The organism is Pannus brasiliensis CCIBt3594, from assembly GCF_036688125.1.
In the GTDB taxonomy this organism is placed as follows: Bacteria; Cyanobacteriota; Cyanobacteriia; order Cyanobacteriales; family Microcystaceae; genus Pannus; species Pannus brasiliensis.
Genome location: NZ_JBAFSM010000037.1, coordinates 41,314 through 54,474, shown reverse-complemented (window position 1 = coordinate 54,474; position 13,161 = coordinate 41,314). Strand labels below are relative to the sequence as shown.

Sequence of the window (13,161 nt, the reverse complement as noted above, 5' to 3'; positions counted from 1 at the left end):
CCATCTTCCCCATCTTCCCCATCTTCCCCATCTTCCCCATCTTCCCCATCTTCCCCATCTTCCCCATCTTCCCACCCTATACCTCCCGCCAGAACATTCCGCATCCGTCAAAATACGGAAATTGTAAATTCTCTGTGAAAAAGTATCAAAGATAACAATAATTCGTCGTGCCTGGCTTTACTATCACACACAGCCTAACTATGATCAGAGACTCCCCTCAACACTCTATCCGCGTGAAGTAGCTACATTGTAAGCGAGGTTAACTCAAAACCACCATGTCAAATTTAGGACGACGCAAATTTCTCCTATACGGCTCCGCCGCGTTAAGTACCAGTCTCCTGTTAAAAGCCTGCGGTAATAATACCGGTAGCGCGCCTACCGCCAGTCCCGGTGCCAGTCCCGCCGCCAGCCCCGCGACGGCCGGCGGAGAAACCATCAAGGTAGGGATTTTACACTCCCTCAGTGGCACGATGGCCATTAGCGAGACGACCGTCGTGGACGCGGAAAAACTCGCCATTGAAGAAATTAACGCGGCGGGTGGCGTACTCGGCAAACAGATCGAGGCGATCGTCGAGGATGGAGCTTCCGACTGGCCGACCTTCGCCGAAAAAGCCACCAAACTGATCGACAACGATAAAGTAGCCACGATCTTCGGGTGTTGGACTTCCGCGAGCCGGAAAGCGGTTTTACCCGTGTTCGAGGCGAAAAACCATATGCTCTGGTATCCCGTACAGTACGAGGGTCAAGAGTGTTCCAAGAATATTTTCTACACGGGCGCGGCCCCGAACCAACAGATCGAACCCGCGGTAAGTTGGTTGTTGAAAAATAAAGGGAAAGAATTCTTCCTCGTGGGTTCCGACTACGTTTTCCCCCGTACCGCCAACACGATTATTAAAGAGCAGTTAAAAGTGGAAGGCGGTAAAACGGTCGGAGAAGATTATTTACCGCTCGGAAACACGGAAGTTACCCCGATTATCACCAAGATCAAACAGGCGTTACCCAACGGGGGCGTGATTTTCAACACCCTCAACGGAGATAGTAACGTCGCCTTCTTCAAACAGATCCAAGCGGCGGGTTTAACCCCGGATAAATACCCCGTCATGTCGGTGAGCGTTGCCGAAGAAGAGGTCAAGCAGATCGGCGTGGAATATCTGAAAGGTCAGTACGCGTGTTGGAACTATTTCCAAACCGTCGATACCCCCGCGAACAAAAAATTCGTCGAGGCGTTTAAAGCGAAATACGGTCAAGATCGCGTGACCAACGACCCGATGGAAGCCGCTTATATCATGGTGTACCTGTGGAAACAGGCCGTAGAGAAAGCGGGAACCGCCGACGATCTCGAAAAAGTCCGCGCCGCGGCGGTCGGTCAGAAATTCGACGCGCCGGAAGGCCCGGTTCAGATGTACCCGAACCACCACATCTCGAAAACCGTCCGTATCGGTCAGGTTAGGGAGGATGGGTTATTCGATATCGTCTGGTCCACTCCGGGCCCGGTCGCCCCGATTCCCTGGAACCAATTCGTTCCCGAAACGAAGGGTTACGCTTGCGATTGGACCGACCCGAAAAAAGGCGGTAAGTACAAGATGGAGAAAAGCTAATCGTTGAGAATGGGTAGTTAATAGTTAATAGTTAATAGTTAGAGATCGTTCCTTATTTCTAACTATTGACTATTAATTATTTCGGGATTCATGAGTTATTGAATAAAGGCTAACGTACCGTGTCAGCATTATTGGAAGGTTTATTCAACGGGGTCAGTATCGGCGCGGTGCTGTTGATCGCGGCGTTGGGATTGGCGATCGTCTTCGGATTGATGGGCGTGATCAATCTCGCTCACGGGGAATTAATGATGTTGGGGGCTTATACCACCTTTGTCGTGCAGAACGTCTTCAAAGGTTTCGGTAGCCCCCTATTCGATACTTATATTTTCTTCGCGTTACCGATGGCGTTTCTCGTGTCGGGATTGGTAGGGTTACTCCTAGAAAGGGGGGTGATCCGGTTTCTCTACGGACGACCGTTAGAAACCCTACTAGCGACGTGGGGGGTGAGTTTGATCCTGCAACAGTTCGTTCGCAGTGTGAACGGGATGTTAGCGATCGCCCTCGCGGTTTTCTGTCTCCTCTTCTTCGGCGGTTTACAGGTTCTGCAACGCCGTTCGGAGTGGGAGAGAATTCGGGGGAAAGCGATCGCTATCCTCCTACCGCTATCTTTAGCGATCGCCGCTTTACTGGGCTATTTCCTATACTCCAATCCCGTCCTCGCGCGACCCTGGTTTAGCGCCAGAAACGTCGATGTAACGGCTCCCGCGTGGTTACGGGGCGGTTTACCCCTCGGAGGCTTCCAACTGCCCTACACGCGTCTATTTATCATCGTTTTAACCGCGCTCTGTCTCTTGGGAACCTACTGGTTTCTCAATAAATCTTCCTGGGGACTCCGGATTCGCGCCGTCACCCAAAACCGCCAGATGAGCGCCTGTCTGGGTATCCCCACCAATCAGGTGGACGCGTTAACCTTCGCCCTCGGCTCGGGATTGGCGGGAATCGCGGGATGCGCGATCAGTTTCCTCGGTTCGGTGGGGCCGAACGTGGGACAGAATTACATCGTCGATACCTTTATGGTGGTGGTCGTCGGCGGCGTGGGGAATCTGCTGGGAACGATTATCGCGGCGATGGCGATCGGGGTTACTAACTACCTCATCGGTTCGGGAACTTTCGCGCTGATGTCGAGTTCGATCGCCGCGCTACAACCGATCACCGACTTCTTCAACTTCTTCGCCACTACCAGTATGGCCAAGGTGATGGTGTTCGCCCTGATCATCGCCTTCTTACAGTTCAAACCCGCGGGCATCTTCGCGCCCAAGGGACGTACCGCCGAGTTGTAGGGGTGATGGAGTTTTTGGGGAAAAGGGGAAGGAGAAAAGGGAAAAAACAACTTTTCAGCCTCGCACCTTTACCCTCTTCTTCTGCCTCCGGATTCTCGGTGGGTTACGCTTCGCTAACCCACCCTACAACTAACCCACCCTACAACTGACTCCTTTCTCCAAGAGGTTTATATATGAACGTGGAAACCGTCACGAGGAGTGAAGTTCGCGCCTCGCGGAAAAAGAAAATCGTCACGGAAATCGCGATCGTTATCGGTGTCGGTCTGATTCTAGCCGTATTGATGCCGTTGCTCCTGCCCGCCTTCCGTCTGCGAACGCTAGGGCGGTTTCTCTCCCTTTCGATCGTGGCGTTGGGTATCGATCTGATCTGGGGGTACACGGGGTTATTGAGTCTCGGTCACGGTATCTTTTTCGCCCTCGGGGGTTACGCGCTGGCCATGTATCTCAATCTCCAGTTACCCGCGGGTCAACTGCCGGAGTTTTTCACCCTCTACGGGGTGACGGAATTACCCTTAATTTGGAAACCGTTCTATTCCCTACCGGTGACGATTCTGGCGATCCTGATCGTCCCGGCGATCGTGGCGGGATTGTTGGGGTATTTAATCTTCCGCAACCGGATTAAAGGGGTGTATTTCTCCATCCTCACCCAAGCGGCGTTACTGGTATTTTTTAATTTCTTTAACGGTCAACAGAAATTAATTAACGGTACGAACGGACTGAAAACGGACACGGAGAAAATTTTCGGGATGTTGGTCAGTTCCGATTCAGTGCAGATGGGTTTTTATCTACTCACGATCGTCTGTTTAGGAGCGATCTATCTTCTCTGTCGCTGGTTAACCAGTGGACGGTTCGGGCGCTTATTGGTGGCGATTCGCGATGATGAAATCCGGGTGCGTTTTTCCGGCTACGATCCCACTTGGTTTAAAGTGTTGGTTTTCGCGATTTCCGGGGCGATCGCCGGGGTCGCGGGCGCGTTATACACGGTACAGACGGGGATTATTAACCCGAATATTATGGACGTGGCTTTCTCGATCGAGATGGTGATCTGGGTCGCGGTCGGCGGTCGGGCAACCCTCGTCGGCGCGATTATCGGTACACTACTCGTTCGGTTGGCGCAGACATTTTTAAGCGAACAATTGCCCGAGGTTTGGGTGTTCTTTCAAGGGGCGTTATTCCTGATCGTCGTTACCGTTTTACCGAAGGGAATTCTCGGCGGTTTACAGCAGTTGCGATCGAGATTCGGCTACCGCGAGAAATTGATCGCCTACCCGGAAATCGATCTCGATCCCGAAGTTCAGCGAGAGAAAGAAGAGTTAGGACAGAAATAATATGATGGGAAAAATTCTAGAGATCGAGAATCTCACGGTTAATTTCGATGGATTTAAAGCCCTCAATAACCTGAACTTCAGCATGGACGCGGGGGAACTGCGGGTGATTATCGGCCCGAACGGCGCGGGAAAAACCACCTTTCTCGACGTGATCACCGGCAAGGTTCAACCGACGATCGGCCGGGTATTATTTAAAGGTCGGGATCTGCGGGGAACCCCGGAATACGCGATCGCTCGATCGGGTATCGGTCGCAAGTTCCAAACCCCGCGGGTTTATCTCAATCTCACGGTACGGGAAAATCTCGACCTCGTGACCAATCGCAATAAAAATGTTTTCTCGACGCTTTTCGGTCGTCCCCCGAAAGAGGATTCATTGACGGTAAAAGGGTTACTGGAAACGGTGGGATTAACCGCGAAAGCCGATCTTAGCGCGTCTTTACTCTCCCACGGGGAGAAACAACGCTTAGAGATCGGGATGTTGGTGGCACAATCTCCCGATTTATTGCTAGTAGATGAACCGGTGGCGGGATTAACCGATGAAGAGACGGAAAACGTCGGTTCCCTGTTACTTTCCCTCGCGGAAAGTCACTCGATTATCGTTATCGAACACGATATGGAATTCGTGCGTCAGATCGCCCGGAAAGTGACGGTACTGCATCAGGGTTCGGTGTTGTGCGAGGGATCGATGGACGAGGTACAGAATGACCCGCGGGTAATAGAAGTGTATCTCGGTCAACAATCTAGCCTCACTCCCCACCAGATGAAAGTTCTGCGGATCGTGGCCTCGATCGCCTGGTCGGATGGCGAACTCTCCGAGGAGGAAAAAGAAGTCATGTTAACCCGTCTCAGTAAAGGTTTCGCGGACGAACATCACGAACAGGAACAATTGAAAGAGGAGTTGCGGGATTACCTCTATCAATCGGTAGATATCGAGCCGCTAATCGCCGAGATTACCGATCCCTCGGAGAAGGAAGAGGTGGTGAAACTCTGTTACGAAACGATCGCCGCCAGTCCGAGAAACACGGGGGAACCGAATATCAATCGGGAAGAGTTCATCGCCTATCGAAATTTAATCCGATCGCTCGATTTATCGGAAGAGACAGTAACTCGAATCGAACGAGAAGTAGATTCTAAATTTAATTAAAAGGACTTGACAATGTTGCACGTTTCCAGTTTAAACGTTTACTACGGAGAAAGTCACATTTTACGGAATGTCGATCTCAACATCCACCCAGGCGAGATGGTTTGTTTGATCGGTCGCAATGGCGTGGGAAAAACGACCTTATTAAAGACATTGATGGGGATTTTAAAACCTCGATCGGGTTCGATCGACTACGAGCATCAGAACCTACTCGCCAGAACGACCGATCGACGAGCGAGAATGGGTATCGGTTACGTTCCCCAAGGCCGGGACGTGATTCCCCGGTTAACGGTTAAGGAAAATTTAATTCTCGGTTTAGAAGCCCTCCCGAAAAAGCGAAAAAACGCCACCATCCCCGAAGAGATTTTCGAGCTATTCCCCGTTTTGAAAACCATGTTATCGCGCATGGGAGGGGATTTAAGCGGCGGACAACAACAACAGTTAGCGATCGCCCGCGCGCTGATCGGCGAACCGAAATTATTACTTTTAGACGAACCCACGGAAGGCATTCAACCGTCGATTATTCTGGAAATCGAAGCCGCCGTCCGTCGCATCGTCGAGACGAAGGGAATCGCCGTTTTACTCGTCGAACAGCATTTACATTTCGTCCGACAAGCGGATAGATATTACGCGATGCAAAAAGGCGGGATCGTCGCGTCCGGCCCGACCAAAGAATTAAGCCAAGACGTAATCCAAAGATTTTTAGCGGTTTAATGACCGGCCGGGGGGATCGAGATCGATCGATCCCGAAAGCCCGTCCCCGTAAGCTTGCGGGGATTCCCCGATCGAGCAATAATAAAAAGGTTTATCAAAACTATATACCGTCATCGATGCTGAACGCTTTCATCTGGATACCGATTATCGGGGCGATCGTGCTGGGTTTCGCGCCATTGGAGGCGAATCGGACGAGGGGACTCGCTTTACTCCTCGCCGGTGTTTTACTCCCGCTCAATATTGTTGTAGGGTTTCAATTCGATCCCGCGAACCCCCTGATGCAGATGACGATCGATCTGCCCTGGATTCCCTCGATCGGTCTCCATTATTCCCTAGGAATCGACGGCTTATCTTTTCCCCTACTTTTTCTCAATAGTCTATTGACAGTAATCGCTATCTATGCGACTAACAAAGATCTCCAGCGATCCCGTTTTTATTACGCGCTGATCCTACTCCTCAACGCCGGGGTCGCGGGCGCGTTTCTCTCGCGGGACCTATTACTATTTTTCCTTTTCTACGAACTGGAGATCGTTCCCCTCTACTTCCTGATCGCCATTTGGGGAGGGGCCAGACGCGGTTACGCCGCCATGAAATTCCTCCTTTATACCGCGTTATCCGGATTTTTAGTATTAATTTCCTTTTTAGGACTGTTCTGGCTCACCGGGGGGAATAGTTTCGCCTACGATCCCGCTCTATCGAACAGTCTCCCCGTACAAAGTCAATTACTTCTCTTAATCCCGTTACTGATCGGGTTAGCCATCAAAACGCCGATTTTCCCCTTCCATACCTGGTTGCCGGATGCCCACGTCGAGGCTTCCACGCCGGTTTCGGTCTTATTGGCGGGAGTTTTATTAAAATTGGGAACTTACGGACTCCTGCGCTTCGGGGTGGGATTATTCCTCGACGCGTGGGTATCGATCGCCCCGTGGATGGCGACACTGGCGGCGGTTAGCGCACTGTACGGGGCTTCCTGCGCGATCGCCCAAAAAGACATGAAAAAAGTGGTCGCGTACTCCTCGATCGCCCACATGGCCTATATTCTCCTCGCGGCGGCGGCCACGACGCGTTTAAGCATCACCGCGGCGATTCTCCAGATGATCAGTCACGGTTTGATCTCCGCGTTACTCTTCCTTCTCGTCGGTGTCGTGTACAAGAAAACCGGCAGTCGCGACGTGGATTACCTGCGTGGACTGTTGAACCCGGAGAGAGGTTTACCGATTACCGGGACGCTGATGATTTTGGCGGCGATGGCCAGCGCCGGGATTCCGGGTATGGTCGGATTTATCGCCGAATTTCTGGTTTTCCGGGGAAGTTTCCCGATCTTTCCGATTCAAACGCTTTTCTGTTTAATCGGGAGCGGTTTAACGGCGGTTTATTTCCTGTTGATGATCAATCGCGTGTTCTTCGGTCGGTTGACTCCGGAATTAGCCCGTATCCCGCGAAGTACCTGGCCGGAAAGATTTCCCTCCTTCGTCCTGGCGTTATTTATCATCGTCCTGGGTTTACAACCGAATTGGATGGTGCGCTGGAGTGAACCCCAAGCGGCGGTTTTATTGACAGGATCGCCGGATATAGTGGGGATGAAGTGAAGTAAGCGCGAAATTCCAGCCGATATTCGGTTAAAAAAGCTGTTTTGCCGAGATGGAGGGATAATCTTTCGAGATTATCCCTTTTTTAGAGAATGGATTAGGATCGAGGAACGGGACTCGACGAAGGAGGATAAAACGATGACGGCTTTTACAGAATCGGATATCCAAGAGTTAAAAGACCTGATTAACGGTCAATCTAATCGAATTAACCAGCGTTTTGACGAGATCGATCGGAAATTTGACGGAATTAATCAAAGATTTGACAGAATTGACCAAAAATTTGACGAGCTTACCGAGAATGTCCACGGACTCGATAAGCGATTGACGGCGATCGAAACCCGTCTGGAAGAGTGGAAACCGGCGATCGAGAAAATTCCCGCTATTACGAGCGTGGAGACTCGTTTAGAAGAGTGGAAACCGGCCATCGCGACGATTCCCGATCTCGCGAAAGCCGACGAGAAGCTAGAATACGTGAAGGAAACGATCGCCGATTAAAAAAAACAGTCTGAAAAGCAAGATAATCGACTATGGTTGTTAATATCGGGTTTATTTCTAACCCTGCTCGGTGCGATCGCTAAAATTGTTTTTTTCCCGAATCCCTAGTTTTCTCATTTATTTTTTTCGATCGAGAAACTTCCTAACTTGATATTCCTTGCATTCCACTAATTCGTAAATTCCATCGCCCATCGCCGATCGAAATCTCTCCTCCGTTTCATCCAGTAGTTTTTGTTCGATCGAGTGCCATTGTTCCCGCGTCTGCCAGTGACTGATCGCGATTACCTCGTCATCGACCGCGGGATTGATCCAGATTTCTTTGCCTAAATGTCCATCCTGTCGCGTGAGAAATTCCGTCCAGATCTCCGCGTCTTTCTGGATGAATTTCTGCCGCGCTTCCGGTTTCACTCGGAACTTTAACCACTCGATAACCATAGCCTATCTTCTCGCTTTTACAAAGAATTCTTCCGTTAATTTCATGAACGCTTTCGACCCGCTAGACGTGGGCATCGCGGCGACCGCGGGGACGAACATATCGACGGCTTTCGCGACATTGACATCCATCGGGATCGCGTTCGTAAAAATCTGTTGGGGTTGAAAATCCTGATGTACCCGTCGCATCACCTGATTGTAATAACGACTCATCAAACCGCCACCGGAGAGAATGAAAACGATCCCGAGTAACGTCGGATTAATCGGTCGCGTTTCCTGATGGCTGGTTTTCAGTTTGGCGATCCTTCTTTCTAAGAGTTGAATGCCGACGATCGAGAGCGGTTCCGGACGCGCGGGCAGGAGATAAAAATCACTGGTACACAGTCCGCTTCGGGTCATTAAATTATATCCCGGCGCGCAATCCATGATAATATAATCATAGCGATCTTTGACGGGATCGATCACTTTCTCGATTAACACTCTCTCTAAATTATTCCAGGCATTATCGAATCCTAACTCCTCCTGAAGTAAGGCTTGGTGGTGAAGCGTTTCCGAGACGACATACTCATCGTATAGTTCGATATCTCCGGGCAATAAATCCAACCCCGGAATCTCGCAGACACCGGGACAGATAATGTCGTCGATCGATAATTTATTGTAGGGATTGGGTTTAATAATCGCGTCGATTAAATAGCTGAGGGTGCGTTTTTTCCGGCGAACCCCGGCGAACTCGTGGGGCGACATCAGGCTTAACGTGGCGCTGATCTGCGCGTCGAGATCGAGGACGAGAACCTTTTTTCCGTGGTATTTGGCTAAACAGGTGGCGAGATTAACCGTCAGAGTCGTTTTTCCGACCCCTCCCTTCATATTAACGGTGCTGATAACGGTAGCCATCGAATGGATTCCTTTCTATTGGACAGTTGCCAGATCACGACGGAAAATCTTGCCGTTAGGAGCCATAATAAAACGGGGTAGGGTTCGGATATCGATCGCCGACTCGGTTTTCATATCGTAGGTAGTATAGATTGTCGTCCCGGACGCGAGATCGATATCGATCATCGTCAGGGTTTTGCGCGGGGACATCTCGCTGTCTAATAACCGACGGGGGCCACTGCCGAGCGCGCCGGTGTGTAGTAATTCCAGTTGACCGCGCTTACCGGGATAATAGGCGTGATCGTGACCGCTAATATAAGTATGCACCCGATGGCCTTCCAGAAAAGCCCGTAATTTTTCCGCGTCCGCGAGGTAGTCCCCCGGTCGATTTCTTCCCACCGCGATGCCGTAGAGGGGCAAATGACCGATCGCTATCCTCATTTTCGCGTTTTTCGCCGCCTCGCCCTGCAAACTTTTTTCCGCCCAAGCGAGTTGTTCCGGCGAGATCAGATGGGTGGACGCGTCCCAAACGAGATAGAAAATCCCGTCTCGCGAGAAGGTGTAAGAGAAAGGAAAGTTCTCTTTATCGATAAAATTTAGCCCGGTATCGTGTTCGGGGGCTTGCCAGTAAGCGGAGGCGAGATCGCGTTCGCGCGCGAAGGTGAATTTCCCCCCGGATAACGCGCCGGACGCGTCGTGATTGCCGATGGTAAAACCGAAGGGAATTCCCGCTTTTCGCAGAGGGGCGGCGATATGTCGATCGAACGCGTCCCACATCGCCCGAATTTGCCCTTCCGTCAGCGTCGTTTTCTGTCCGGCCACCATATCCCCCCCGCAGAGGACGAGATCGGGCTTATCCGCGAGAATTCGGGCGATTCCTTTATCCACTTCCGGATCGTATTCGGTGGAACCGTATTGACTGTTCAAATCGCTAATCACGGCGATCCGGACTTTTTCTTTCGTCGCGGGAGAAGTCGCAACGGTTGACAATACGGAAGAAGTGGGCGATAGCTGGCGCGCGCAGGCTACTAATCCGAAACCGCCCAGCATTCCACTGATAAAGATAAATTTTCGGCGTTTCATATTTTGTGGAGTCAGGAGTCAGGAGTCAGGAGATAGGAGTCAGGAGGAATTTCGAGAAAATCCCGATCGCTCTAAGGCAGTCTATCAAGTTTTGTCGCCACGGCATGACAACCGGTTCCCGACCATCTTCTGCCCTACAATGAATAAATCAGGCTCTATCTCGCTTAGAAATCCCGAATTTGAATGAATTCTCGTGTTCTCTTAACTTCTTTCGATACTTGGTTGCCCCACCATTCCTCGAACGCGTCCGACGATCTGTTAGCCTATTGGCAGGGTCGATCGAGTGAATCCTTGTTTTACCTGCGTCGTCTCCCGGTGGATATCGCGCGATCGAGTGAAAGGGTACTCAAAGCGATCGATCGTTTAACTATCGATTTCGTTCTCTGTTGTGGCATGGCGGAAGATCGCTATCGGCTGAGCCTGGAATCGAACGCGCGCGGCGATCTCGATCGACTCCACCCCCCGATCGCGCTAGAAAACCTCATCGCGAAACTGGAATACACGAGTATCAGTCACGACGCGGGGCGATTCGTCTGCGAGGGATTGTACTACCAAACCCTAAAACATCACCGGCGCGCGCTTTTCCTCCACGTTCCCCTACTGAGGGATAATAACTTTCCCGCGATCGATCGGGATTTTTCGAGGATTGTCGAGGTAATTAAAAATGCGGATGGCGAGAATCGAACTCGCAAGGCGTAAGCCACACGCCCCTCAAACGTGCGTGTCTACCAATTCCACCACATCCGCTTGATTTTCAGCTTATCCATCATAACACGGGGATAAATAAAATGCAAGAGAATTTTTTAAAGAATTCTCGCGACCTCTTCTAAAACCTTTAAAGCGCGGAGGGAACCACGGATCAGGTGAAAGGCGGCGATCGGGCGTTGTATCATCGCGATAGCTAGGGGAATCGGCTGTAAATCGCCGTTCGCGTCGATCGCGCCCTGGAGATCGGGGAGATCCTGTCCCACCGCGTCGCTAATTACCCGAATCACGCCCACATTTAAGCCGTTTAACGCTTCTAGAACGATCGATCCCTCCATATCGACCACATCGTAGCCGGCGCGCTGTCCGAGTTCCCGTTTCTCGATCGCTCGATCGATTACCCGATCGCCCGTCAGTCCCTTTACCCTCGGGTATTCCGTCCATTCCGCGCTACAGGGGAAATATTCGCCGTTTTCCCGTCCACAGCCTCGATAACTCACCACTTCCCCCACCCCGTAGCGATCGGATAAACTTCCCGCCAACCCCACTAGCACGATCTGTCGCTCCGGCTTATCAAGAAAATCTATAGATTGTTTCCATTCCTGGAGGAAATCCCGTAGGGCGATCGAACCGATGGCGATGGCGACTACCCGCGGTTTTTCCGCCGTCCGTCGCGCGACACCCCGACACACCGCGCCGTATTCCGCGCCCTTGGGGACGAGAATGATATCCCGCGATCTCAACATAGCCTTCGAGAGAATTTCCTGATTACCGGATTTAATGATATAACGAATAGGAGTCCATTAATAGGAATTATTCTTAAATAGACCGTCTCGATCGAGTTCGGGACGAGCAATCGCGAACCATGAAAAAGCCCCCGATTCTAGAATTATCCGAGGTAAGTAAGCGTTTTCCGTCTTCTACCTATCCCGCCGTCGATAGCGTCAGTTTCACGCTCGACGAGGGCGAAATTCTCGGATTCTTGGGTCCGTCCGGTTGCGGGAAAACGACGTTATTACGGATGATCGCGGGATTCGAGAAACCGTCTAGCGGTTCGATCGAATTAGCCGGAAGGGTGGTAGCCGACGGGAAAAGCTTTATTCCCCCGGAAAAACGGGATACGGGGATGGTTTTTCAAGATTACGCTTTATTCCCCCATTTAACTATCGCGGAGAATATCGCGTTCGGGTTGAAAAATAAACGCGAACGGTTATCGAAAGTGGAAATTCAAAAGCGCGTCGGGGAGATCCTGCATCTCGTCGGATTGGATGGACTCGAAAAACGCTACCCGCACCAGCTATCGGGAGGACAACAGCAAAGGGTAGCCCTAGCCCGCGCTCTCGCCCCGAAACCGTCTTTAATCCTCCTAGATGAACCGTTAAGCAATCTCGATGTTCAGGTGCGGCAACGTCTGCGTCACGAGATCCGGCAGATTCTGAAAGCGACGGGAATTTCGGCGATTTTCGTAACCCACGATCGAGAGGAAGCGATGGCGATCTGCGATAGGATCGCGGTGATCTGTCGGGGAAAATTAGAGCAAATTAACACACCCGAGGAGATTTATAGCGCTCCCGCGTCGCGTTTCGTGGCAGAGTTCGTCACTCAGGCGAACTTTCTCCCCGCGAGACGGGAGGGAACCCGCTGGCAGACGGAGATCGGCGATTGGGAGATTTCCGACGAGTTGGAGATAGAAAAAGGCGAGTTGATGCTGAGAGAGGAAGATATCGGTTTAAAACCGGACGATCGGGGCGAGGTGGCGGTCGTGGATCGACAGTTTCTCGGTCGGGAATATCGGTATTGTCTACAGACTCCCTCCGGTAAGCGACTCCACGCGCGCGCGACGATAAACACGCGACTGGCGATCGGCGCGCGGGTTACACTATCGGTGATGCCGGAAACGGTGCGAGTTTTTCCCGACTAGAA

General features: G+C 51.4%; 12 protein-coding genes, 1 tRNA gene and 1 pseudogene. 9 read left to right on the top strand and 5 right to left on the bottom strand.

Annotated features, from left to right (window positions below; genetic code table 11):
* Positions 1-275: 275 nt before the first annotated feature.
* The 7 genes and pseudogenes from urtA to V0288_RS17455 all read left to right on the top strand — a co-directional run bounded on the left by urtA (position 276) and on the right by V0288_RS17455 (position 8,145).
* Positions 276-1,598, top strand: a complete 1,323-nt coding sequence (urtA, locus tag V0288_RS17485) for an urea ABC transporter substrate-binding protein (protein ID WP_332866430.1) — start codon at positions 276-278, stop codon at positions 1,596-1,598.
* Between the two features lie 119 nt (positions 1,599-1,717).
* Positions 1,718-2,878: an urea ABC transporter permease subunit UrtB gene (gene urtB, locus V0288_RS17480; protein WP_332866429.1), complete on the top strand. Its 1,161-nt coding sequence runs from the start codon at positions 1,718-1,720 to the stop codon at positions 2,876-2,878.
* A gap of 173 nt (positions 2,879-3,051) precedes the next feature.
* Positions 3,052-4,206 carry an urea ABC transporter permease subunit UrtC gene (gene urtC, locus V0288_RS17475; protein ID WP_332866428.1) on the top strand — a complete coding sequence of 385 codons (1,155 nt, stop codon included), beginning with the start codon at positions 3,052-3,054 and terminating at the stop codon, positions 4,204-4,206.
* A 1-nt stretch (position 4,207) separates the two neighbouring features.
* Positions 4,208-4,939, top strand: a pseudogene (gene urtD / locus V0288_RS17470) (urea ABC transporter ATP-binding protein UrtD); the annotation flags it as partial.
* A gap of 423 nt (positions 4,940-5,362) precedes the next feature.
* Complete coding sequence (urtE, locus tag V0288_RS17465) at positions 5,363-6,061, top strand: urea ABC transporter ATP-binding subunit UrtE (RefSeq protein ID WP_332866427.1); 699 nt, start codon at positions 5,363-5,365, stop codon at positions 6,059-6,061.
* A gap of 116 nt (positions 6,062-6,177) precedes the next feature.
* Complete coding sequence (locus V0288_RS17460) at positions 6,178-7,650, top strand: NADH-quinone oxidoreductase subunit M (protein WP_332866431.1); 1,473 nt, start codon at positions 6,178-6,180, stop codon at positions 7,648-7,650.
* 138 nt (positions 7,651-7,788) lie between these two features.
* Positions 7,789-8,145: a hypothetical protein gene (locus V0288_RS17455; RefSeq protein ID WP_332866426.1), complete on the top strand. Its 357-nt coding sequence runs from the start codon at positions 7,789-7,791 to the stop codon at positions 8,143-8,145.
* Between the two features lie 117 nt (positions 8,146-8,262).
* On the opposite strand, the gene V0288_RS17450 is transcribed toward V0288_RS17455, so the two are convergent.
* From V0288_RS17450 to V0288_RS17440, 3 genes are read right to left on the bottom strand one after another with little or no spacing between them, the layout of a single operon-like run.
* Positions 8,263-8,580 carry a TIGR03792 family protein gene (locus V0288_RS17450; protein WP_332866425.1) on the bottom strand — a complete coding sequence of 106 codons (318 nt, stop codon included), beginning with the start codon at positions 8,578-8,580 and terminating at the stop codon, positions 8,263-8,265.
* 3 nt (positions 8,581-8,583) lie between these two features.
* Positions 8,584-9,471: a ParA family protein gene (locus V0288_RS17445; RefSeq protein ID WP_332866424.1), complete on the bottom strand. Its 888-nt coding sequence runs from the start codon at positions 9,469-9,471 to the stop codon at positions 8,584-8,586.
* Between the two features lie 15 nt (positions 9,472-9,486).
* Positions 9,487-10,533, bottom strand: coding sequence for a metallophosphoesterase (locus V0288_RS17440; RefSeq protein WP_332866423.1), 1,047 nt, complete (start codon positions 10,531-10,533; stop codon positions 9,487-9,489).
* 183 nt (positions 10,534-10,716) lie between these two features.
* On the opposite strand from V0288_RS17440, the gene V0288_RS17435 reads away from it, so the two are divergent.
* Positions 10,717-11,232 carry a peptidase C15 gene (locus tag V0288_RS17435; RefSeq protein ID WP_332866422.1) on the top strand — a complete coding sequence of 172 codons (516 nt, stop codon included), beginning with the start codon at positions 10,717-10,719 and terminating at the stop codon, positions 11,230-11,232.
* Here V0288_RS17435 and V0288_RS17430 read toward each other — a convergent pair.
* A tRNA-Leu gene (locus V0288_RS17430) sits at positions 11,199-11,280 on the bottom strand. The two genes, V0288_RS17435 and V0288_RS17430, sit on opposite strands and share 34 nt — an antisense overlap.
* Before the next feature lie 56 nt (positions 11,281-11,336).
* On the bottom strand, positions 11,337-11,984 hold the full coding sequence (locus V0288_RS17425) for a hypothetical protein (RefSeq protein ID WP_332866421.1): 648 nt from the start codon (positions 11,982-11,984) through the stop codon (positions 11,337-11,339).
* 119 nt (positions 11,985-12,103) lie between these two features.
* On the opposite strand from V0288_RS17425, the gene V0288_RS17420 reads away from it, so the two are divergent.
* A complete protein-coding gene (locus V0288_RS17420; RefSeq protein WP_332866420.1) occupies positions 12,104-13,159 on the top strand; it encodes an ABC transporter ATP-binding protein in 1,056 nt (351 codons plus the stop codon).
* The last annotated feature ends 2 nt before the right edge of the window (positions 13,160-13,161 follow it).